At 39.7% G+C, this 20,473-nt stretch carries 17 protein-coding genes; 9 read left to right on the top strand and 8 right to left on the bottom strand.

The features are described from left to right. The first annotated feature begins 3 nt into the window (after nt 1–3). The 9 genes from ZA06_RS02730 to ZA06_RS02690 all read left to right on the top strand — a co-directional run bounded on the left by ZA06_RS02730 (nt 4) and on the right by ZA06_RS02690 (nt 12,637). Nucleotides 4–1,584: a SusD/RagB family nutrient-binding outer membrane lipoprotein gene (locus ZA06_RS02730; protein WP_053975876.1), complete on the top strand. Its 1,581-nt coding sequence runs from the start codon at nt 4–6 to the stop codon at nt 1,582–1,584. Between the two features lie 13 nt (nt 1,585–1,597). Further along, entirely contained in the window at nt 1,598–3,226 is a 1,629-nt protein-coding gene (locus ZA06_RS02725) for an alkaline phosphatase family protein (RefSeq protein WP_053975875.1), read from the top strand. A gap of 2 nt (nt 3,227–3,228) precedes the next feature. Continuing rightward, on the top strand, nt 3,229–4,497 hold the full coding sequence (locus ZA06_RS02720) for a ComEC/Rec2 family competence protein (RefSeq protein WP_053975874.1): 1,269 nt from the start codon (nt 3,229–3,231) through the stop codon (nt 4,495–4,497). Next, complete coding sequence (gene pbfA, locus ZA06_RS02715; protein ID WP_053975873.1) at nt 4,484–5,845, top strand: (R)-1-hydroxy-2-aminoethylphosphonate ammonia-lyase; 1,362 nt, start codon at nt 4,484–4,486, stop codon at nt 5,843–5,845. The genes ZA06_RS02720 and pbfA overlap by 14 nt, the downstream gene beginning before the upstream one ends. A gap of 1 nt (nt 5,846) precedes the next feature. Next, nucleotides 5,847–7,436 (top strand): fibronectin type III domain-containing protein, encoded by a 1,590-nt coding sequence (locus tag ZA06_RS02710; RefSeq protein ID WP_053977029.1) that lies wholly within the window; start codon nt 5,847–5,849, stop codon nt 7,434–7,436. 11 nt (nt 7,437–7,447) lie between these two features. Continuing rightward, nucleotides 7,448–8,545 carry an alkaline phosphatase family protein gene (locus tag ZA06_RS02705; RefSeq protein ID WP_053975872.1) on the top strand — a complete coding sequence of 366 codons (1,098 nt, stop codon included), beginning with the start codon at nt 7,448–7,450 and terminating at the stop codon, nt 8,543–8,545. Nucleotides 8,546–8,664: 119 nt separating this feature from the next. Next, nucleotides 8,665–9,561, top strand: a complete 897-nt coding sequence (locus ZA06_RS02700; protein WP_168155201.1) for an endonuclease/exonuclease/phosphatase family protein — start codon at nt 8,665–8,667, stop codon at nt 9,559–9,561. Further along, the gene (locus ZA06_RS02695) at nt 9,561–11,141 is read left to right on the top strand and encodes a cellulase family glycosylhydrolase (RefSeq protein WP_082331902.1); all 1,581 of its coding nucleotides are present in this window, start codon (nt 9,561–9,563) and stop codon (nt 11,139–11,141) included. Before ZA06_RS02700 ends, ZA06_RS02695 begins: the two co-directional genes overlap by 1 nt. Nucleotides 11,142–11,536: 395 nt before the next feature. Further along, nucleotides 11,537–12,637, top strand: a complete 1,101-nt coding sequence (locus ZA06_RS02690) for an alkaline phosphatase (protein WP_053975869.1) — start codon at nt 11,537–11,539, stop codon at nt 12,635–12,637. 88 nt (nt 12,638–12,725) lie between these two features. Here ZA06_RS02690 and ZA06_RS02685 read toward each other — a convergent pair whose 3' ends face one another. From ZA06_RS02685 to ZA06_RS02650, 8 genes are all read right to left on the bottom strand, one after another. Beyond that, nucleotides 12,726–13,469 carry a LytR/AlgR family response regulator transcription factor gene (locus ZA06_RS02685; RefSeq protein WP_053975868.1) on the bottom strand — a complete coding sequence of 248 codons (744 nt, stop codon included), beginning with the start codon at nt 13,467–13,469 and terminating at the stop codon, nt 12,726–12,728. Between the two features lie 3 nt (nt 13,470–13,472). Beyond that, nucleotides 13,473–14,546 carry a sensor histidine kinase gene (locus ZA06_RS02680; RefSeq protein ID WP_053975867.1) on the bottom strand — a complete coding sequence of 358 codons (1,074 nt, stop codon included), beginning with the start codon at nt 14,544–14,546 and terminating at the stop codon, nt 13,473–13,475. Continuing rightward, nucleotides 14,539–15,759, bottom strand: coding sequence for an ABC transporter permease (locus tag ZA06_RS02675; protein WP_053975866.1), 1,221 nt, complete (start codon nt 15,757–15,759; stop codon nt 14,539–14,541). Before ZA06_RS02675 ends, ZA06_RS02680 begins: the two co-directional genes overlap by 8 nt. 53 nt (nt 15,760–15,812) lie before the next feature. Next, nucleotides 15,813–16,565, bottom strand: coding sequence for an ABC transporter ATP-binding protein (locus tag ZA06_RS02670; protein ID WP_053975865.1), 753 nt, complete (start codon nt 16,563–16,565; stop codon nt 15,813–15,815). A gap of 57 nt (nt 16,566–16,622) precedes the next feature. After that, on the bottom strand, nt 16,623–17,843 hold the full coding sequence (locus ZA06_RS02665; protein ID WP_053975864.1) for an efflux RND transporter periplasmic adaptor subunit: 1,221 nt from the start codon (nt 17,841–17,843) through the stop codon (nt 16,623–16,625). A gap of 5 nt (nt 17,844–17,848) precedes the next feature. After that, entirely contained in the window at nt 17,849–19,177 is a 1,329-nt protein-coding gene (locus ZA06_RS02660; RefSeq protein ID WP_053975863.1) for a TolC family protein, read from the bottom strand. A 127-nt stretch (nt 19,178–19,304) separates the two neighbouring features. After that, nucleotides 19,305–20,036 (bottom strand): LytR/AlgR family response regulator transcription factor, encoded by a 732-nt coding sequence (locus ZA06_RS02655; RefSeq protein ID WP_053975862.1) that lies wholly within the window; start codon nt 20,034–20,036, stop codon nt 19,305–19,307. 37 nt (nt 20,037–20,073) lie between these two features. Next, nucleotides 20,074–20,433, bottom strand: coding sequence for a DUF4907 domain-containing protein (locus ZA06_RS02650; protein ID WP_053975861.1), 360 nt, complete (start codon nt 20,431–20,433; stop codon nt 20,074–20,076). Nucleotides 20,434–20,473: the final 40 nt, after the last annotated feature.

Genomic DNA, 20,473 nt, shown 5'->3' with positions numbered 1-20,473 from the left:
CTCATGAAATTAAATTTATATAAAACCAAAAAATTAGTGCTCCTAGGAGGCGTGTTGGCTACAGCACTGTCTTGCACAAAGGACTTTGAAGAAGTAAACACAAACCCCAATTATCCAGGGTCTGCCTCACCGGAATACTTAATTCCTGGAATTATGCGCGAAGTGGGATATTACTGGGGAGGTGAAGCTTGGGAAGAAGGCTTTACAACCGTTCAGTACGCAGCCCGTTTACAGTTTACAGATCAAGATCGTTATATCTGGAATCCAGCTTCCAATCCTTACAACTTTACATATGACAATATGAGAGATGTCATGAACGTGATCAACGTATCTCGGGATAACGAAAATATGCAAGGGTACTATGGTGTTGGTTTGGTATTGAAATCCTTCATTTACTCCTATGCTACAGATGCCTATGGAGATATCCCTTATGCCAATGCCATCATGGGGCTTAGGGACAATAACATTACGCCAGATTTTTCATATCAAAGTGAAATTTATGAAGGGTTGTTGAACGACTTGGCACTTGCCAATGAAGTCCTTGCCAATGCTACAAACATTTCTGGAGATATTATTTACGGAGGAAATGTGGGCATGTGGCGGAAATTTGCCAACTCCTTGCGTTTGCGTTTGCTAATGCGTATTAGCGATGTAGATCAGGCAAGAGCACAGCAGGAAATGCAGCAGATTGTGTCTAACCCTTCTCAATATCCTGTTTTTGGAGGGAATGAAGACATGGCCGTTATCCAATGGAATACCGATAACCCACAGCCTAAATATACTACGCGTTCGGGGAGTTTCGATGAGGTGCGTTTAAGTCAAACCTTGGAAACGCGTTTGAAAGCATTCAACGATACCCGTTTAAAAGTATTTGCACAACCAACATCGGCTTCTGGAGCAGGAATTTACTCAGATAACTGGGACGATTACGTAGGGATGCCTAATGGTTTGGATGACGAAGCTGCCTTGTCTTACAGCCCTTCTGGAAATCCAGAGGAGTCTGGTTCCAACTATATTTCTAGAATGGGAATCCTATTGGCTTGTAGAGCTTGTAATACAGAATTGGCTTCGGCTACCGCTTCCCAAACTATTTTGATGAGCTATTCTGAATTGGCTTTCATTTTGGCGGAAGCTAAAGAAAGAGGCTTGATTTCTTCGGGTGATACTGCACAAAACTACTACGAAAATGGGATTGTGGCATCTTTTGAATATTACACGGAAAGAGTGGCAGAGTGGACAGATATTGCAAATGCAATGGCCAATACAGATCTTGAGGCTTATTTAGATCAAGCAGGAGTTCTTTACACAGGATCTACACAAGAGAAATTGGAGTTGATTGCTTTGCAAAAGTGGATTGGTTTGTTCTACACTGGTTTTGAAGGTTGGTCAGACTGGAGACGTACAGGGATGCCAGAAGTGGTTCCAGGGCCTGGTGCTGCCAATAGTGGTAAAGTTCCAGTACGCTTTATGTATCCAAACGATGTGAAATCTACTAATAATGCCAATTATCAAGAGGCGGTTAACCATATGGGAGGTGATGATATCAATATCCGCCTTTGGTGGGATGTTGCTGATAATAACTAGGTTTTAGAACAGCATGAAGTTTACTAAAATTTTAAGCATGACCATAGGGATTTGTTCCCTATGGTCTTGTGTTTCAGAAAAGACACAGGAGTTTGTACCTGTAAAGCATGTAGTGGTAATTGGTTTTGATGGCTTAAGTCCAGATGGGATTGAAAATGCACAAACCCCAAATTTTGATAAAATTATAAGCGAAGGCGCTTCTTCCATGCAGGCAAGGTCTGTACTGCCTTCCAGTTCTAGTACCAATTGGGCGTCTATGATTATGGCGGCCGGTCCGGAGCAACACGGTATAACATCCAACAATTGGGAAAAGAACAATTTTGTGATGCCTACGGTTGTTAAAAGTGAAGACTTCCTTTTTCCAACCATATTTAATGATATCAACAAGCAAATACCAAATGCCGAAATCGGTGCCATTTACGATTGGGGAGGTTTCGGGCGTTTGTTTGAAAAAGATGCTGTAGACTTTGATGTCAACCCTAAAGGTGAAGATGAGACCGCTAAGACGGCAATACAATATATTTCAGAAAAACAGCCCACATTTACCTTCGTTCATTTTGACCACGTAGACCATGCGGGGCATGAATATGGGCATGGTACTGCGGAGTATTACAAATCTGTAGAGAAAGCCGATGCTTTATTGGGACAAGTTATGGAGGCTATCAAATCGTCTCCAATGGCAGACGATACGGTAGTTGTTATCAGTTCGGACCATGGTGGTTTGGGGAATGGTCATGGAGGAGAAACGCTGCAGGAAATGGAAATTCCGTTTATCGTTTGGGGGAAATCTGTAAAAAAGGGCGTAACCCTTGAATACCCTGTGTACCAATATGACAATGCGGCTACGGTGGCCTTTGCTCTGGGCGTAAAATTGCCAATGGCCTGTATTGGGCGCCCTGTAAAAAATGCCTTTGTTGGTTTTGATGAAGCAGATGCCTATCCTATTGCAAAACGATTTGCAGCGCCTGTTATTTTGCCAAATTTCGATACGTATAAAAGAGCGGGAGGTATGTTCAAGGATGATGCTGAAGTTGTTATTAACGGAAGCGGAGAACTTAGATACACATTGGATGGCAGCATGCCAAATGCATCTTCAGAGCTTTACAAAGAACCTTTTAAAGTTACTGAAAATACCGTGGTGAAAAGTGCGGTTTTTAAAGAAGGAGCTGTGGCCAGTACAGTAACCGAAGCGTTTTTTAGAATCATTCCTGCCAATGCAAAGCCTACGGTTTCCTATGACATATTTTATATGAATGACTTGACGAGCATTCCGTTCTTAGGGAATCAAAAGGCTAATGAAACTGGGCTTTGTTTTGAAATTACTTCAGATGAAATTGAGGCTAAAATCAAGGAAAATACCGTGGTGAGATTCTCTACTCAAATTGTTGTTGAAACGGAGGATGAGTACAGTTTTTACACAAGATCTGATGACGGAAGTTATTTAAAGGTAAACAATGAAATGGTGGTTGATAATGATGGCGACCACGGTGTCAAAGAAAAAGGCGGAAAAATAACGCTTAAACCAGGGGTATATCCTTTAGAGGTAGTTTGGTTTAACGGTGGTGGCGGAAGTTGGTTGGATGTGTCCTACCAAACCAAAACCATGACCAAACAAATCATTCCTGCTACAATTTTAAAATAAACATGATTTTTAAGAAGAAATACAAGCTTTTATTGTGTGGTTTTTTGTCTAGTTTACTTCTTTTCTCCCAGGAAGAATTTCCTTCTTGGGAAGAAGGAGTAATGGAAATTCACCACATTAACACAGGGCGTGGTGATGCTTGCTTCGTCATAATGCCCGATGGTACCACCTTACTGATCGATGCTGGGGATACTTCCGAAACCCATCCAAGGACCTTGTCTGCAAGGAATGAAGTGCTGAAACCTAATAATACCAAATCGGCACCGGAATGGATTGTAGATTATATCCGTCAGTTTGCTCCTAAAAGCAAACCCGTGAATTTGGACTATGCCCTGATTACTCATTATCACGATGACCATTTTGGGGAAGCCGATTCAGTGAGAACACTGGCTCCTGGGGGCTATCAGCTTACGGGGATTATGGAAGTGGGAACCTTGATGCCCATAAAAACACTCATTGATCGAGGGAGTGAGTTTCCTATCAATCTAAAAGATAAAAAGGTGCAGTCGCAGGAGCGTTTCATCAATGATTCCTATAAAATGATGGCTACCTTAAGGGAATACTGGAAGTTTATAGATTTTCAGAATAAAACCAACGGATTGGTTCACGAAACGCTAAAGGCCGGAGAGAAGTATCAAATTCAATTGTTATATGCACCTGAGAATTATCCTGAATTTCATATCCAGAATGTGGCCGTAAATGGTCAAATCTGGACGGGAGAGAAGAATTTTACTTTTGATTTATTCAAGGAAGGCGACTATCCAGGTGAAAATCCGTTAAGTACCTGTATTAAAATTACCTATGGAAAATTCGATTATTTCACAGGAGGCGATGTGAATGGAATTGATGAATTGGGTGGTACGAATTTCAATAGTTTGGAATCTAATATTGCACCGGTGGTTGGAGCTGTAGATGTAGCTGCCTTGAACCATCACGGGAACAGGGATTCGCAAAATGCCTATTATGTAAGAACGATTCGCCCAAGAGTTTGGGTGCAGCAAAATTGGTCCTCTGATCATCCAGGGGATGATGTATTGCGAAGAATTTTATCCGAAAAAATATATCCTGGTGAAAGAGATGTGTTTTCTACCACTATGCTCCAGGCCAATAGAGATGTTATTGGAGGAAAGCTGGATCAATACAAAAGTCAAAACGGACATGTGGTAGTGCGAGTGGAAAAGGGTGGAGATGCTTACAAAGTTTTTGTGTTGAATGATACTACCCAAACACGTGAGTTGCTAAAACAATTTGGACCATATGAATCAAGATAGTACTTCCCTGAACAAAAGAACCGAGGGGGATATCAACATGACTCCCGCTCGAGAATCTTGGTTGAAAACAGAAGTGGATGAAAGTACGGCTGAGTTGTTGGAAAAGGACGCGCGTTATTTTTTGCATCAGTCTATGTCTACGCCATGTTTAGATGTTTTACAAGCCTGCGAAGGACCTTCATTTGAAAATATTTCAGGGAAAACCTATTTGGATTTTCACGGTAATAATGTACATCAAATAGGATATGGAAATCCTAAACTAGTTGAAAATTTGATCAAACAACTGCAAACACTGTCATTTTCACCTAGACGATTTACCAACGAGCCCGCCATCAATTTCGCTGAAAAGTTAGCCTCCTTGACACCTTCCAATTTAAACAGGGTACTCTTAACCCCTAATGGAAGTTCTGCTGTTGGGATTGCTTTAAAGTTGGGACGCGCCATAACTAAAAAGTTTAAAGTGGTCTCGTTTTGGGATTCCTTCCATGGTGCTTCCTTGGATGCCATTAGTGTAGGGGGGGAATCGGTTTTTAGAGAATATATGGGGCCTTTAATGCCGGGTGTGGAACGTATTCCCCCACCAGTGACCTATCGGGGTATTTTTGAAAACAACGAAGACAAATGCTTGGAGTATTTGGAATATGTGTTTTCAAAAGAGAATGACATAGGAGTGTTTATTGCCGAAACCATCAGAAATACCGATGTGCAAATCCCATCAAAGCATTTTTGGCAAGAAGCCCGAAAACTTTGCGATACCTATGGCGTACTGCTGGTCTTGGATGAAATCCCAATTGCCTTAGGTAGAACAGGGAAGATGTTTGCCTTCGAGCATTATGGCATTGAGCCAGATATTCTTTGTATTGGCAAAGGATTGGGTGGAGGCATTGTCCCTCAGGCGGCCATTATCACTAGAGACGATTACAATGTCTTTGGAGATATTTCCCTAGGTCATTATACTCATGAAAAAAGTCCTTTGGGCTCTGTAGCAGGTCTGACCACTATTGAGCTTTTACAAAATGGAGGCCTTTTGGAAAAAGTTCATCAAGACGAAACATATTTAGAAACTGCTTTGTCATCACTCAAAAAGAAACATGATATCATTGGTGATGTGAGAGGCTTGGGAATGCTTTGGGGAATTGAGTTGGTAAAAGATAGAATCACCAAAGAAAAAGCTGTTGAAGAAGCTGAGCAAGTCATGTACGAATGTTTAAAACAAGGACTGAGTTTTAAAGTGTCCTCGGGTAACGTCTTGCAGTTGTCGCCCGCTTTGACCATTTCACGAGAAGATTTGGATAAAGCATTGCACATATTAGATACAAGTTTAACCATTGTAAATGGAAATCAATAACATGAAAAAAATAGGATTAGCGGTAATCGCATTTATAAGTTTACATTCAGTTTTCTCACAAAGCGAAAAGATGGAGTTTTTAGTGAAACCCTACCTTCAGGATGCAGAACCAAGTTCAATCAAGATTATGTGGGAAACCAGTCAAGGTGAAGAAAGTATTGTAGAATACGGGCCAACACCTAAACTGGGCAAGAAATCAATAGGTACTGCTGAAAATGTAGACTTCGGAAAGTCAAGATTACATACCGTGAAATTGGAAGGCTTGAAACGTTTTACCGAGTATTATTACCGTGTGAGAACGGGGAAATTGGTCTCGGATATTTATCAGTTTAAAACGCCTCCTTTTGCCTCAGATCAAGAGTCTTTCAATATTGTGGCTATGAGCGATATGCAAAAGGATCACAATCATCCCGATAAGTTTTTGGAAGTGGTTAACGATGGTATTTTACAATATCTGGATAAGGCTTTTGAAGGTGAATTGCCAGAAAATTTGGCAATGGTTTTAATCCCGGGTGATTTGGTGCAGGACGGTACGAAATATGGCCAATGGCAAAACGATTTCTTCAAACCGGGAGAAAAGTTGTTTTCCGAAGTGCCTGTGTATCCTGCTATAGGAAACCATGAAAACAACTCGGTGTTCTACTTTAAATATTTCAGCCTTCCGGAAAATGGAACACCTGCCTATGCTGAGCATTGGTGGTATAAAGACTATGGAAATACACGTGTTATCGGTTTAAATTCCAACGATGGTTACAGAGATAGCAAACACCAATACGAGTGGTTGAGACAACTGTTGGAAGACACAGCAAACAATGAAGATATCGATTTTGTTTTTGCTCAAATGCACCATCCTCATAAATCCGAATTGTGGATTCCTGGGGAAACGGATTTTAGTGGAAAAGTGGTGAAAATGCTGGAGGATTTTTCAACGAAAACAGGAAAGCCTAGTATTCATTTTTTTGGGCACACACACGGATATTCCAGAGGACAATCCAAAGAGCACAAGCATTTGTGGATCAATGTTGCTTCGGCTGGGGGCGCTATTGATAACTGGGGAGAGTACGAAGGTCGCGATTACAATGAATTCACTGTAACCCAGGATGAATATGGGTTTGTCATGGTAGAAGTAGATGGGGATCATCACAACCCAAAATTCACCATAAAGAGAATCAGTCGTGGAAACAATATTGTTGGAACAAAGGATAATGAGCTAACGGATAGTATTACCGTTTGGAAAAAGGAAAGAAAGCCAAAAGCTCCGGTGGCGATTTCACCCAATGCACAGGAATCTATTGAAGGGGTTATGCTGAAAGCAGGTCCTTTTGAAAGTGATTTTAAGGATGCGTTTCACGCGGCTTCCCATTGGCAGGTGTCGGAAGATCAAAGTTTTGAAAAGCCTGTTTTTGATAGTTGGAAGCAGTTTGAGAATTGGTACTATTTGGAAGACCGCCAGAAGGGGGATGATTTAACCGATGAGAAAACCAATAGGCTAAAACCTAACACGACCTATTATTGGAGGGTAAGGTACAGGGACCAAAACCTGAACTGGAGTGAATGGTCCCAAGTATTATCATTTGAAACAAAACAATAAATATTAAAGTGATGAAAAGAATACTATTATCAGTAGGGGTATTGCTACTGTCAATGAGCACTGTAAAAGCCCAAACAAAAACAGACACTCCAAAGGTTGTTGTGATTACTATGGACGGATTGCGTTGGCAGGAGTTGTTTTCTGGTGCTGATGTCAAATTGGTGGAAAACAAAAAATATGTAGATAATCCCAAAAGATTAAAAACTGAATTTTGGCGAGAAAATCCTAATGAAAGAAGAGCAACCTTGATGCCTTTTGTTTGGGGGCAAGTTGCTAAAATGGGACAAATCCATGGCAATAGAAACTTAGGGAGTTATGTGAACTTAACCAATAACATGTGGTTTTCGTATCCGGGCTATAATGAAATCTTAACAGGAAAGGCCGATGACGAGCATATCACAAGTAACGAGAAAATAAACAATCCAAATGTGACCTTCTTGGAAAGACTTCAAAATACGTCTGCCTATAACGGGAAAATAGCTGCGTTTGGCAGTTGGGATGTATTTCCTTATATCATTAATGAAGAGCGTTCTGGAATTCCTGTAAATGCCGGTTTTAAAACTGCAAAAGGCGATAGTTTATCGCAAAAAGAATTGTTTTTGAATGAACTTCAGCCAGAGGTGCCATCGCCATGGGATTCGGTAAGGTTGGATGCCTTTACGGCAGGTTATGCTGTTGAGTATATGAAGCGGGAGCATCCAGAAGTGGTGTATGTGGCTTTTGGGGAAACCGATGATTTTGCCCATGATGGGGAATATGATTCCTATTTAAAGGCTGCTAGAAATACCGATGGATTGATCAAGAAATTATATGATTTTACCCAGCAAGATGACTTTTATAAAGACAATACCGTATTTATTATTTCTACAGATCATGGTCGTGGTGAGAAGCCTGTTGACGATTGGAGAAATCACGGTAGAAAAATAAACGGTGCCGATCAAGTTTGGATGATTGTTTTTGGTCAGGGAGTAGAAGCTTTGGGAGAAGTATCTTCGGAAGAGCGTTTGTTCACTAACCAAATTGCTCCAACCGTGTTGGAGATTTTAAACAAGACAGAGTTGGGAGACGGTATGGAAGGAAAAGCTTTAAAATTACAGCTAAAGAGTTAGTTGATTTTTTTATGTAATTGTTGAATTGTTTTAACCGGTATTACATGTCGTGGTACCGGTTTTTTTGAAGTTTAGCCTCAACGATTTCTAGTTCTATTAATATTGAAAATATGATAAAAATGAAATATATATTATACATCATTACAGGTTTGTTTTTTGTGAATATCTATTCACAGGAAGCAGATACATTTAAAGTACTTACTTATAACATTTGGAACGGATTTGATTTCGGTAAGGATACGATGCGTTTGAAAAATTTCCAGACCTGGATGAAGCAACAGGATGTTGATGTAGCAGCGCTTCAGGAGTTGTGTTCCTATACCGACCAAAGGTTACAGGAGGAAGCCAAACAATGGGGGCATAATTATACATTGCTTTTAAAGAATACAGGGTATTCTGTTGGGATTACTTCTAAATATCCAATAGAGCTTAAAGAAAGAATACTTAAAGATTTACATCATGGTGCTTTGCATTGTAAAATTCAGGATGTCGATTATATAATAGTGCATTTAAATCCGGAAAACATCGCTAAGCGGAGAAATGAAATGAAGGTGTTGTTTCGTAAAATTGAAGACATTTTAAAGACGACAGACAAACTTATAGTGCTCGGTGATTTTAATTCCAATTCACCGTTCGATCAACATCTTTATGATCTTAATGGAGAACTTATAAAACGCATGGAAAAGGAAGATAATAAGAAAACCGGACTTAACGGAAATTTAGATAATGGCCAGTTGGATTATTCTGTGATTTCCGGGTTTTTGTCAATGAACTTATATGATGTATTGTTACCGTATTCACAGGCTCTGGAGCAAAGAATCAGCTTTCCTACGCCTGCATTAATACCTAGATATTTTGAGACAGAAAGCCAGGTAGATAGTTGTGGTGAACGAATAGATTATATGCTTGTTTCACGGGCATTGTATATTAATAGTCTTGTCGCTCAGGCGTTAAATGGAGTGGATAATGATTTGCTATCTGATCACTATCCGGTGATGGCTCAATTTAGAAAATAATGAGAAGTAAAATAGCATTTATAATTTTTACACTTTTAGTGGCCTTTATGCTTTCTTGTGTTCAAGGCATTACGGAAACCTCAGAAAATTTATTGCCAACCAAAATTAGTATATCAGGCACTTCCTTTGTGGATCAGTTAGGTAGAAAAGTGATATTAAACGGGGTGAACCTGGTTAATAAAAATCCTGAAGTTGGTTATATAGGCACTGAAGACTCCATCACCTTCAAGAACTTTAAAAAGTGGGGATTTAATGTGGTACGTTTGGGAGTTATTTGGGATGGTTTGGAAACTGAACCAGGCAAATACAATGAAGTGTATTTAAAGAAAATTGATCAGCAAATTAAATGGGCAGAAGCGGCAAGTTTATTTGTGTATCTTGATATGCATCAGGATTTATTTAGTGTAAAATATAGTGATGGTGCACCCAAGTGGGCTACTCTTGATGGCGGACAACCTCACTATGAAGGTGAAGTCTGGAGCGATTCGTATTTAATCAGTCCTGCAGTACAAACAGCCTTTGATAATTTTTGGAAAAACACACCGGTAAAGAATGGCATTGGAGTACAGGATTATTATGTAAATGCATGGAAGGTATTGGCTCAACGCTATAAAGGGAATAATACTGTTATTGGATATGATTTAATGAATGAACCATTTCCGGGTTCGGTAGCTCAATCGTTTATGCCTGTGTTGTTTGGTGCCTATGCTAACATATTGGAAGAGCAAACGGGAGAATACGTTGCTATTGAGGGTTTGATTTCACAATGGTCGACAACCACTGGTCGATACGAAGCTTTAAAGAATTTAAATGACAAGGAACTTTTTTCTGATTTAATTGGAGCGTTGTACGAATTAAACAGTGTCTTTGAAAAAACAGCATTACAGCCATTTTACCAAAAAGTAGCAGATAGTATACGCTCCATAGACCAAGAGAAGCTCTTGTTTATAAACCACAGTTACTTTTGTAATAGTGGAATTGAAACGGCACTGGAACCCATGCATTTAGCAGGTCATGAGAAAGATTCGTTAATTGCTTACGCGGCACATGTTTACGATTTGTTAGTGGATACCGAAAATTTAGAAAATTCAAGCCATGCTCGGTTAGAGGTTATTTATGAAAATGTTCACAAAAGTAGTCGGCGTATGAATGTGCCTGTTATTATAGGGGAATGGGGGGCGCTTTCAGGTAATTCAGCAGGGATGAAAAATCTGGCTGAAGCAAATCTGGGATATATTGATAAGTACTTTTTTAGCGAAACCTACTGGGCATATAGCCAAGGTGTTGAGGATCTTTTATATTTTAAAGAGGCGCTTGTGCGTCCACAGCCTTATGTGGTTTCGGGGACTCTAATTTCTAATAACTATAATTCTAAAACAGGCGAATTTGTTTGCGAATGGAATGAAAGTTTAGATTCTAAATCACCTACTGTTTTTTATTTGCCTAATATCAATAAGTGGAATTTTGAATCGGTAACCTATAAGTATCGAATTGAGAATATAGATCAATCCAATGCTGGTTATCTGGTTGTTTTTCCAACAGGAGAAAAAAGTAGACGTTTAGGAATCAGTATGAAATAAGAATGAAGCACAGCAAATTGAATAAATTTTAATTCCATCTCATGGAATATTGAATCTATAAATACAGCCAAAGAGTTAAAAGATTTTTCTTATCAATGTTAACCAGTGGTTACATCAAACAATTGCTGTTTTTTTTTGTTGTTTGATATGTAGGTGGCTGGTAATGAGTTTTTTTTGAAATTTTGGTTAGGCTTGGGTAACTGGGGCGACAAAGTAAGGTTTTGGGATTTCTTTAACTATGCTTTACATTTTCTTAAAATACGGGAGCTTAGGTTTTTCTTACTTTTGCATCTTCGTAAGTCAAAGTAAAAAGATTAGGATGGAGAGAAACCTAATAATGCTTTTGAAATTGAATTACAAACCGTAAACATTAAACCTAAATACAAAAACATAGAATGAAGTTAATTTTAAGTGTTATGGCTTTCTTGACAATTGGTTTTGGATATAGCCAACAGTCAGAAAAAAAAGCAGTAAAGGAAAACAATAAACCTTTAAATGTCATTTTGCTGATAGGAGATGGTATGGGGCTGTCCCAAATGTCATCAGTGTTTTATTTCAAACAGGACAGTATCAACCTTCCAAATTTTGAGCATGTAGGTTTGTTAAAGACCTCGTCTAGTTCGCATTTAATTACCGATTCTGCTGCTGGGGCTACGGCTTATGCATGTGGGGTGAAAACCTATAACGGTGCTATTGGAGTATTGCAGGATACCACTGCTGTTGAAAATATGACCGAAGTACTTTCTAAAATGGGCTATAAAAATGGTTTGGTAGCCACGTCTTCAATTACCCATGCTACACCAGCGTCTTTCTTTGCCCACGTGGCAAGCAGAAAATTTGATGAGGCCATTGCGGCGCAATTGCCAACTTCTAATATTGACTTTTTTGCAGCGGGAGGTTTGAAGTTCTTCAACAAGAGAAAAGACGGAGCGGATTATATAGCTGCGTTGGAAAAGAAGGGTTTTGAAATGGATACCGTGCAATTAGGAGATAAAAAACTTAAAAAGAACCGAAAATACGGGTATTTGTTGGCTGAAGATGGCATGCCTAAAATGACCGAAGGAAGAGGGGACTTTTTACAGGAAGGTACAGAAAAGGCCTTGAGTTATTTATCACAGACTTCTGGAGGGTTCTTTTTAATGGTAGAAGGTTCACAAATTGATTGGGGAGGCCATGACAATGAGGCGCAGTACCTGATTGAAGAAATGAAGGATTTTGACAATGTGATTGGCGCTGTACTTGATTTTGCCAAGAAGGATGGAAATACATTGGTGTTAATGACTGCCGACCATGAAACGGGAGGATTCACACTAGCATCAAAAGAAGGCGATTATAATGAGGTAACACCAACCTTCTCCACGGGAGGGCATTCTGGAACTATGGTGCCTGTGTTGGCTTATGGAAAAGGCGCTGAAAACTTTGGTGGTATTTATGAAAACAATGAGTTGTACCATAAAATTTTGGCCTTGATCCAACAAGACAGAATTGTGGAGTAAATAATCAATAGAGATAAAATAAAAGCAGGTGCTTAGAAGTCCAATTTAGGATTTTTAAGCACTTGTTTTTTTATGAAAAGGTTGAGGTTTAAAGTGAATTCTTATTGATGAAATCGTGGAATTTTGTTTTGTACTGTTCCGAAACGGTAATGCGTTGGTTGTTGATAATAATTTGGCTACGTTCGATGGTTTCAATATTTTTTAAGGAAACAATATATGATCTGTGTACTCTCATAAAGTCTTCTTGCGGCAGTTCCTCCTCTAAGGATTTTAAACTCATTAGGGTGAGGATGGGTTTGGGAGTGTCTTTTATCCAAATTTTCACATAATCCTTTAAACCTTCAAAATACAAGACATTTTTTAGCTCAATACGCAACTGGCGGTATTCAGATTTTACAAAAATAAATTCCTTTTGAGGAGGTAAAGTCTCAATTGGAGTATTAGGGGTATCATGTCCTTTTGAAGGTTGCAACCTTAGTCTGGCCTTATTGGCTGCCGTTAAAAATTCGGCATAATCAAAGGGTTTTAGGAGATAGTCAATGGCATTTACTTTAAAACCTTCCAAAGCATACTGGTCGAAAGCAGTGGTAAAAATAATCCCCGTTTCTTTGGGAAGCAATTTGGAAAGTTCCATGCCGGACAGGTCAGGCATTTGGATGTCCAGAAAGATAAGGTCGACTGTCGTTTGGTTTAAGAATTCCAGAGCATCGATGGCATTTCCAAACTTGCCTTGTAATTCCAAAAAGGGTGTTTTTTTAATGTAGTCTTCTACCAATCCCAAGGCCATTGGTTCGTCATCAACGGTAATACAAGTAAGTTTGTTGCTGCTCATTTCCTAGTGGTTTAAATCAATCTCCAAAACTGTGGTGTATGTATTGTCTTTTAATTCTGTGGTTAAGCTATGCTTTCCTGGATAGAGTAGTTCCAGACGTTTTTTGAGGTTTTCCAAGCCAATACCAGAACCACTTTTATCGCTTTTTTCTTTAGGAAAGTTAGGGTTTTTTGAGACAAACAAAACCTTATTATTGTTAATATCCATGTTAAAAGATATGTCCCCTTCCTTATTAGCGGAAACCCCATGCTTAAAGGCGTTTTCTATCAATGAGATGAACAATAGCGGGGCAATTTTGATGTTTTGGGACACCACAGGGAAGGTGTAATTTACCTGGGTAGTTTCTGGAATCCTAATTTTCCCCAATTCAATATAACGCTTTATAAAATCAATTTCATGCGAGAGGCTTACAGATTCGGTTTTCGTATCATATAGTAGGTATCTCATTAGTTTAGCCAATCCATGAAGGCTGGTTTTTGCCGTTTCTGGAGCGGTGTCTACCAAGGCATAGATATTGTTTAGGCTATTGAAGAAAAAATGGGGCTGCAACTGGTATTGCAAATGCTGAAGTTCGGAATGGAGCTTTACATTGTCGGCTTCGGTTTTTTCAAATTCTATTTTCATCCAACGCTCAGTAGTCTTTATAGCTATTGCGAATGCCAAAGGCAGCAAATAGGTGATAAACTGAAGGTAGAAGAACAAATCCTTTGGAGGAGGATTTTTCATGTTCTCCATTTTCATAGGAGGCATCTCCCGCATGCCATCAAAAACCAAATGATTTAATTGAAATTGAAGGGAAATAAGGGCTATGATGCAAATCAGGTTGATCATACTGAATAGCCAAACCTTCTTTTTAAAAAGTAATCTATCGATCAGCCAAATATAATTTAGGTAGAAAATAGAAGCAAAGACTGATAATTGCAGCCAAGTCCTAACCATGATGGCCCTGTCAAATTGATTTTGGCCCGAAGAGTTCGATAGCAGGTAAGGGGTGCTGAAGATGAACCCCCATACCAATATATGTGAGATAATGCTTATAGCTTTTCGGTTTTTATATTTTTTAAAGAAATCATTCATATCTCAAAGCTGTTATAGGGTCTAAAGCGGCTGCTTTTTTTGCGGGGTACCATCCAAAAAATATTCCGGTAACGGCACATACCACAAATGAAATGACGACGGAATAAGAGGTGATCACTGTTGGCCAACTTAAAATATTTTCAATAAAAAACGAAGCGGCCAAGCCTAAAAGCACTCCCAAAAGGCCTCCGGAAATACTGATCATGACAGCCTCAATTAGAAATTGAGTAAGGATGTCCCTCCCTTGTCCACCTACGGCCATTCGTAATCCAATTTCGCGGGTGCGTTCTTTTACCGATACGTACATAATATTCATAATGCCAATGCCACCCACCAAAAGGGATATGCCTGCAATGGCTACCAACAGGATGGTAAGTATGTCGTTTGTTGAGCTGAACATGGAAACCAATTCTTCCATAGAAAATACGTTAAAATCATCCTCATCATTAGGGCCTATTTGGTGGGAACTTCTCAAAATGCTTGTAATTTCCTCTACAGCATCTTGAGCCTGTTCTTCACTTAGGGCAGACGCGCTAATGGAATGTAAGTAATCTATGGCTAATATACGTTTTTGTACCGTGGTATAGGGCGCTATGATGACGTTATCCTGATCTTGCCCAAACGTGTTTTCTCCTTTTTTAGTCAATACGCCGATTACTTTCATGGGGATGTTGTTGAACCTAATGACTTTTCCAATAGGGTCTACACCTTCACTAAATAAATTGTCTACCACGGTTTGCCCCAATACCACCACTTTGGCGGCTGCTTTAACTTCGGCTTCTGTAAAGATGCTTCCTGTTTTTACTTCCCAGGACTTCACAGCTAAATAATCTGGTAAAACGCCGTAAATGGATGTGGGCCAGTTGTTGGTGCCGTTTATGGATTGTCCGCTACCTTCTACCATGGGGGTTAGATAGGTGAGGAGTGTGCTGTTGTCTTTTAGATTCTGAAAGTCTTTTAAGGTCAGGGTTTGCATTTGGCCGGGATCCATTCGCACCCCTCCGCGCATTTCCGATCCTGGTCTGATGGTAATCATGTTTGAACCCATTTTTGCAATTTGACTTTTAATGCTTTGACTGGAGCCTTCCCCAATGGCCAACATGGCAATTACAGAGGCTACGCCAATAACAATTCCTAGCATGGTTAAAAAGGTTCTAACCTTATTTAGGATGATTGCTTTCCATGCAATTTTTAATAAATTAAATAGCTTCACCTTACAAGTTTTTTTGGTTACGAATTGTCTTCTTACTCATGCCTCTAACTGTTTCACTCTGTTTCATGGTCTTCTTTTGGCAAAAGCGATAACATTTCACTGGCGTCCTTCACATTACTGTTTAGGGCGTCCTTTATAATTTTTCCGTCTTTTAAGACGATGGTACGTTGACTGAACTCTGCAATATCTGGTTCGTGGGTTACAAAAACGATGGTTTTTCCTTGACGGTTCAGGTCTTGAAAAAGGGCCATGATTTCATAGGACGTTCTTGTGTCTAAATTGCCGGTAGCTTCGTCCGCCAATATCACAACAGGATTGTTCACTAAAGCTCGTGCAATGGCTACCCGCTGTTGTTGCCCTCCCGACAATTGGGCCGGGGTATGGTACATGCGCTCTTGTAATCCTACTTTGTTTAAAGCCGAAATGGCACTTTCTTTTCGTTCTGTACTGGAAACCGAACTGTTGTACATTAGGGGTAATTCCACATTTTCCAAGGCAGTGGTTCGAGCCAATAAATTATAGGATTGAAATATAAATCCAATCTTGTGGTTCCTGATTTTGGCCAATTGGTTTTTGCTCATTTCGTTTGTGAGCATGCCATCTAGCCCGTAGTCCCCTGCTGATGGTTTATCTAAACAGCCCAAAATATTTAACATGGTACTTTTGCCAGATCCACTGGAACCCATAATGGTCACAAATTCCCCTTCTTTAATATCGAAAGAGATGCCTTTTAAGGCATGAACTACCTCGTTACCCATCACAAAACTTCTCTTCAAGTCTTCTATTTCAATGATTCTTTTCTGCATGTTACGGGTATTGGTTTTAACCTTGGTTTCTACAAATGTTTCCATGTCATTGGGTATTTATTTTTTCTTTCCCGGAGGTTTCGGCATAAATGGGCTGCTGTTTTCTTCTGGCATAGGAGCCGCTTCTTCTGTCAACCCGGTGGCTTTTAAACTGTATACCAAATTGTCTCCAGGCTCAAGCCCTTCCAAGATTTGAACATGTATGCCGTCACTGGCTCCCAAGGTTATTGCGGTAGGCACTATATCTCCATTGGGTTTATAGACCCAAACAATGGTGCCTTCGGTGTCAGCTGGTGGTGGTCCCTGAGGCGCTGGCTTCTCAATGTTGTTTTCTTCTAGAAAACGGTGAAGGGTTTCCATGTTGGGCTTGAAGTTGATAGCTTTTGCTTCGGCAGTGAGCACATCTTTAAGTTCCAAGGTGTAAATGGACACCGAAGCCGTTAGTCCTGGTTTCAATTTAAGATCAGGGTTGTTGGCCCTGATAACCACGGTATAGGTAACCACGTTTGAAGTGGTGGTTGGGTTTAAGCGCACCTGTGTCACTACGCCCTTGAAGATGTCATCTTGGTAGGCATCGACTGTAAAAGTCACGCTTTGGCCTTCTTTTACCTGTCCTATGTCGGCTTCATCTACATTAGCTTCTACCTGCATTTCTTCCAAGTTCTTGGCAATGGTGAATAGGGTTGGGGTGCTATAACTTGCCGCTACGGTTTGTCCTTCGTCCACATCGCGGGACAAAACCACGCCATCAATAGGCGAATAGATGTTGGCGAAACCAAGATCGGTTTGTGCGCGGTTCAACTCAGATTGACGTTGTGTTACTGTACTGTTTGCCGTGTTGAGTTTGTAAAGGGCTTCATCGTAATCGGATTTACTTATCACCTTGCTGTCGTAGAGTTGCTTTTGACGGTCAAAGATGGTCTGTAAATAATTCTTTTCATTAAGGGCATTGTCATAAAGTGCTCTGCTCTGTACCACGGCAGCTTTTAGGTTGGTCTTGTCCAATTCGGCAATGAGCTGTCCTTCGGTTACTTCACTGTTATAATCTACATAAATCTTCTCTACAACTCCCGAAACTTGGGTTCCCACTTCCACTTGGGTGATAGGGGCTACGGTTCCAGTGGCTGTGACCGTGGTAATGACATCTCCTTTGGAAATAGCCACTGTTTTAACCTCTACCTTAGAGGTTTTGCTGCTGCTTAAAAAACTATAGCCTAGAGCGGAGACTCCTAGAATTCCTATAGTGATTGCGATTATTTTTAAAGTTTTACTTTTCATTGTTCTTAAATTTCAATGGCGTTTCCTTGGTAAAATTGAAGGAGTTGGTAATACAAAATGTTTAGATACTTGGCTTTGATATAATCGAGCTGGGCATTGGTGTAGTTATTTTGGCTAACCACGAGGTCTGACGTGTTTAGAGCATTCAATTCAAACTTCTTTTTGGCCAGTTTATAGGATTCCTCGGCGGCATCCTTTGCGGCACCTGCCGCCAATAATTGTTCCTGAGAGGCTATTGAATTCTGCCAAGCGGTGTCTACTTTTTTGTACAAATCCTTTTTGACATTTTGCAATTCCAAGTCGGTTTGCTCGGCATTGATTTTGGCCAATTTAATTTCGGTTTTGGTTTGGTTTTTATTGAATATGGGAATGTTAAGTGACAGCCCAATTCTTTGGTTAAAGTTGACATTTATTTGGTCAACGAAATTCAATTCTTGGGTGCTGGTAAATCCAGACCCCAAACTTCCATTTAGGTAGAGCGATGGGAGGTTATCACTTTTGGCAATCTCAATATCCTTTTCGCTTATGGCTTTATTTAATTCCGTGGCTTTTATTTCGGGAAGGATGCTTAAAGCTTTTTTATAGACTTCTATTTTGTCCAATTGTGTTTCTACCATCTCGTTGATATGGTCTGGCGTTTCTATGGCAAATTCAGTTTCAGGGTCCAGTTCCAAAAGCTGTTTCAGGGTTGTAATTTGTTGGGCATAGTTGTTTTTTGCCGTAATCAAATCGTATTTTTTGGTAGCCGCTTGGGAAGTGGCATCGGTGTAATCTTGCATAGGAATGCTTCCTGCATCAAGTTTGGCCTTGGCCATTGTGGCTTCTTGTTGTGAAGCCTCTAGATTGTTTTCGGCTATGGCAATGCCTTCCTGCATGTACAGTGCCTGTAAATAAGCTTCGGTAACCTGAAGGGTAATATTGTTTTGGGTTTCTTCCACATACAGGGTGTTTTGCTCAAAAATCAATTGTTGTTGCTTTTGCTGTTTATTGAGTTTGCTACCTTCATAAACTGTCAGGGAGGAGTTGATTCCAAAACTCGAGGAGTGGATTTGCTTCGTGACATAATCACTGGTAATAGGGTCGATGCTATTCCCGTTGGATAGGGTTTGGGAAGCGCTTCCTGTTACATTGGGAAGTTTGTTGTATTTGGACTGGTCGTAGTTCAATTGTGCTTTATCCTGGCTGTATAGAGCATCCTTCACCGTTATATTATGGGTGGTTGCATAGGCTATACATTCTTCGAGGCTCCATTTTTTTACTATTTCTTGAGCATGTTCCTGAGCCTGACCAATAGTTGTAAGGAGTGCGATTAGTATTGAAAAATATATTTTCATTTTATGAGATGCTTTCTTGAGTGTAAAATTCAATAGAATTATAATGTTTTAAAAACCAAATAGATATACCCGAAGTTTTACTAGACGTTTCCATGGTATTTAAGGACTAAGAAGTTTTTGTAGGATGTTACTCAAATTGACCTATTCTGTCCAGTAAAGAGGGTTTAAAATTGTCGCTTACAGGAAGGTAGATGTCATTTAATTTGACCTTCTTTTTCTGTATGCCAGTTATTCTTGTAATATTTACCAAATAACTTGGGTGTATCCTGACAAATTTTGCCGTATCCAGCTTTTCTTCAAGAGAGGTGATTTTCATTAGGGTTCTCACGGGAGGTGTATTTACCATATGAATTCTTAAAGCGCCTTGCATGCCCTGTATATAAGTGATGTCGTCAATGCTTACTTGGTAGGCTTCATGGCCATATTTCACCATAATAGCTTTTGATGAAGTAAGGGAGGTGCCATCGGTGGGGAAGATGTTAGTTTCCATCAAGGCACTGAAGTCCAAAATTTTTAAGGCTCTTTTTGTAATGTTTTTCACAGTTTGGGCTGTGATGGGATCTTGTATCGATTCTATTGTTTTTAATCCTTTAATGCGAGTTTGGGATGCATTGGCCTTGGTACGGAACACAAACATTGGATTGCCCTTTAAGTGTTGTGTGAACTTCATTGGGTCCTCTTCCAGAAGCCCTATGTTGCAAAATACCAATACAGTTTTAAACGAATTTATAGTATCGATAGCTTCTAGAGGATTTTTGTAACTCCCCATCCAGTTTAAATCGTCATTTTCGTAGCAATAGCGCTGAAGGATATTTAAATACTTGGGGTTGTTTTCTATGATGATGCAATTGATTTTCATTTTTCAACGTACTTCTGATTTGTATTAAAATGAATATTTACGGGACCTTTACTAATTGGATATTGTTCTCGTTAAAGTCCTTTGGGCTCAGCGAAGGATTATGGCCTTTGCTTAGGCGTTCCATTACTTTTGTACCTGCTTTTTTGGCATCCTTTTGGGTTGAAAACTGAAACTTCCCATCTAAGGCAGGCACGTATTCTTGTTTGATAAGCAGTTGTTGCGAATGGTAGATGTTGTAAATCCATCCGCCTTGCTCACTTTTTTGAGTAACCACATGGTACCCTTCTTTTTCTATGAAAGAATCTTGTTGTTGGCCAATTGAATAAATGACCAAAAGGCTTAGAATTGTTGCCAAAACTAAACCTATCCCAATGGTTTTGATATTTAGATGCTTCATCTCTTTTCTTATTAAATCCCCAAAGGTTTAAAGCAATAAA

Origin of the sequence: Mangrovimonas xylaniphaga, assembly GCF_001280435.1 — a bacterium.
In the GTDB taxonomy this organism is placed as follows: Bacteria; Bacteroidota; Bacteroidia; order Flavobacteriales; family Flavobacteriaceae; genus Mangrovimonas_A; species Mangrovimonas_A xylaniphaga.
Note: the sequence above shows the minus strand (reverse complement) of the source record. Positions and strands in the feature narration are given on the sequence as shown.

What these genes read in the sequence shown, in the direction of transcription:
- ZA06_RS02730 (WP_053975876.1), top strand. Translation starts at nt 4, where the DNA reads ATGAAATTAAATTTATATAAAACCAAAAAATTAGTGCTCCTAGGAGGC.
- ZA06_RS02725 (WP_053975875.1), top strand. Translation starts at nt 1,598, where the DNA reads ATGAAGTTTACTAAAATTTTAAGCATGACCATAGGGATTTGTTCCCTA.
- ZA06_RS02720 (WP_053975874.1), top strand. Translation starts at nt 3,229, where the DNA reads ATGATTTTTAAGAAGAAATACAAGCTTTTATTGTGTGGTTTTTTGTCT.
- pbfA (WP_053975873.1), top strand. Translation starts at nt 4,484, where the DNA reads ATGAATCAAGATAGTACTTCCCTGAACAAAAGAACCGAGGGGGATATC.
- ZA06_RS02710 (WP_053977029.1), top strand. Translation starts at nt 5,847, where the DNA reads ATGAAAAAAATAGGATTAGCGGTAATCGCATTTATAAGTTTACATTCA.
- ZA06_RS02705 (WP_053975872.1), top strand. Translation starts at nt 7,448, where the DNA reads ATGAAAAGAATACTATTATCAGTAGGGGTATTGCTACTGTCAATGAGC.
- ZA06_RS02700 (WP_168155201.1), top strand. Translation starts at nt 8,665, where the DNA reads ATGAAATATATATTATACATCATTACAGGTTTGTTTTTTGTGAATATC.
- ZA06_RS02695 (WP_082331902.1), top strand. Translation starts at nt 9,561, where the DNA reads ATGAGAAGTAAAATAGCATTTATAATTTTTACACTTTTAGTGGCCTTT.
- ZA06_RS02690 (WP_053975869.1), top strand. Translation starts at nt 11,537, where the DNA reads ATGAAGTTAATTTTAAGTGTTATGGCTTTCTTGACAATTGGTTTTGGA.
- ZA06_RS02685 (WP_053975868.1), bottom strand. Translation starts at nt 13,469, where the DNA reads ATGAGCAGCAACAAACTTACTTGTATTACCGTTGATGACGAACCAATG.
- ZA06_RS02680 (WP_053975867.1), bottom strand. Translation starts at nt 14,546, where the DNA reads ATGAATGATTTCTTTAAAAAATATAAAAACCGAAAAGCTATAAGCATT.
- ZA06_RS02670 (WP_053975865.1), bottom strand. Translation starts at nt 16,565, where the DNA reads ATGCAGAAAAGAATCATTGAAATAGAAGACTTGAAGAGAAGTTTTGTG.
- ZA06_RS02665 (WP_053975864.1), bottom strand. Translation starts at nt 17,843, where the DNA reads ATGAAAAGTAAAACTTTAAAAATAATCGCAATCACTATAGGAATTCTA.
- ZA06_RS02660 (WP_053975863.1), bottom strand. Translation starts at nt 19,177, where the DNA reads ATGAAAATATATTTTTCAATACTAATCGCACTCCTTACAACTATTGGT.
- ZA06_RS02655 (WP_053975862.1), bottom strand. Translation starts at nt 20,036, where the DNA reads ATGAAAATCAATTGCATCATCATAGAAAACAACCCCAAGTATTTAAAT.
- ZA06_RS02650 (WP_053975861.1), bottom strand. Translation starts at nt 20,433, where the DNA reads ATGAAGCATCTAAATATCAAAACCATTGGGATAGGTTTAGTTTTGGCA.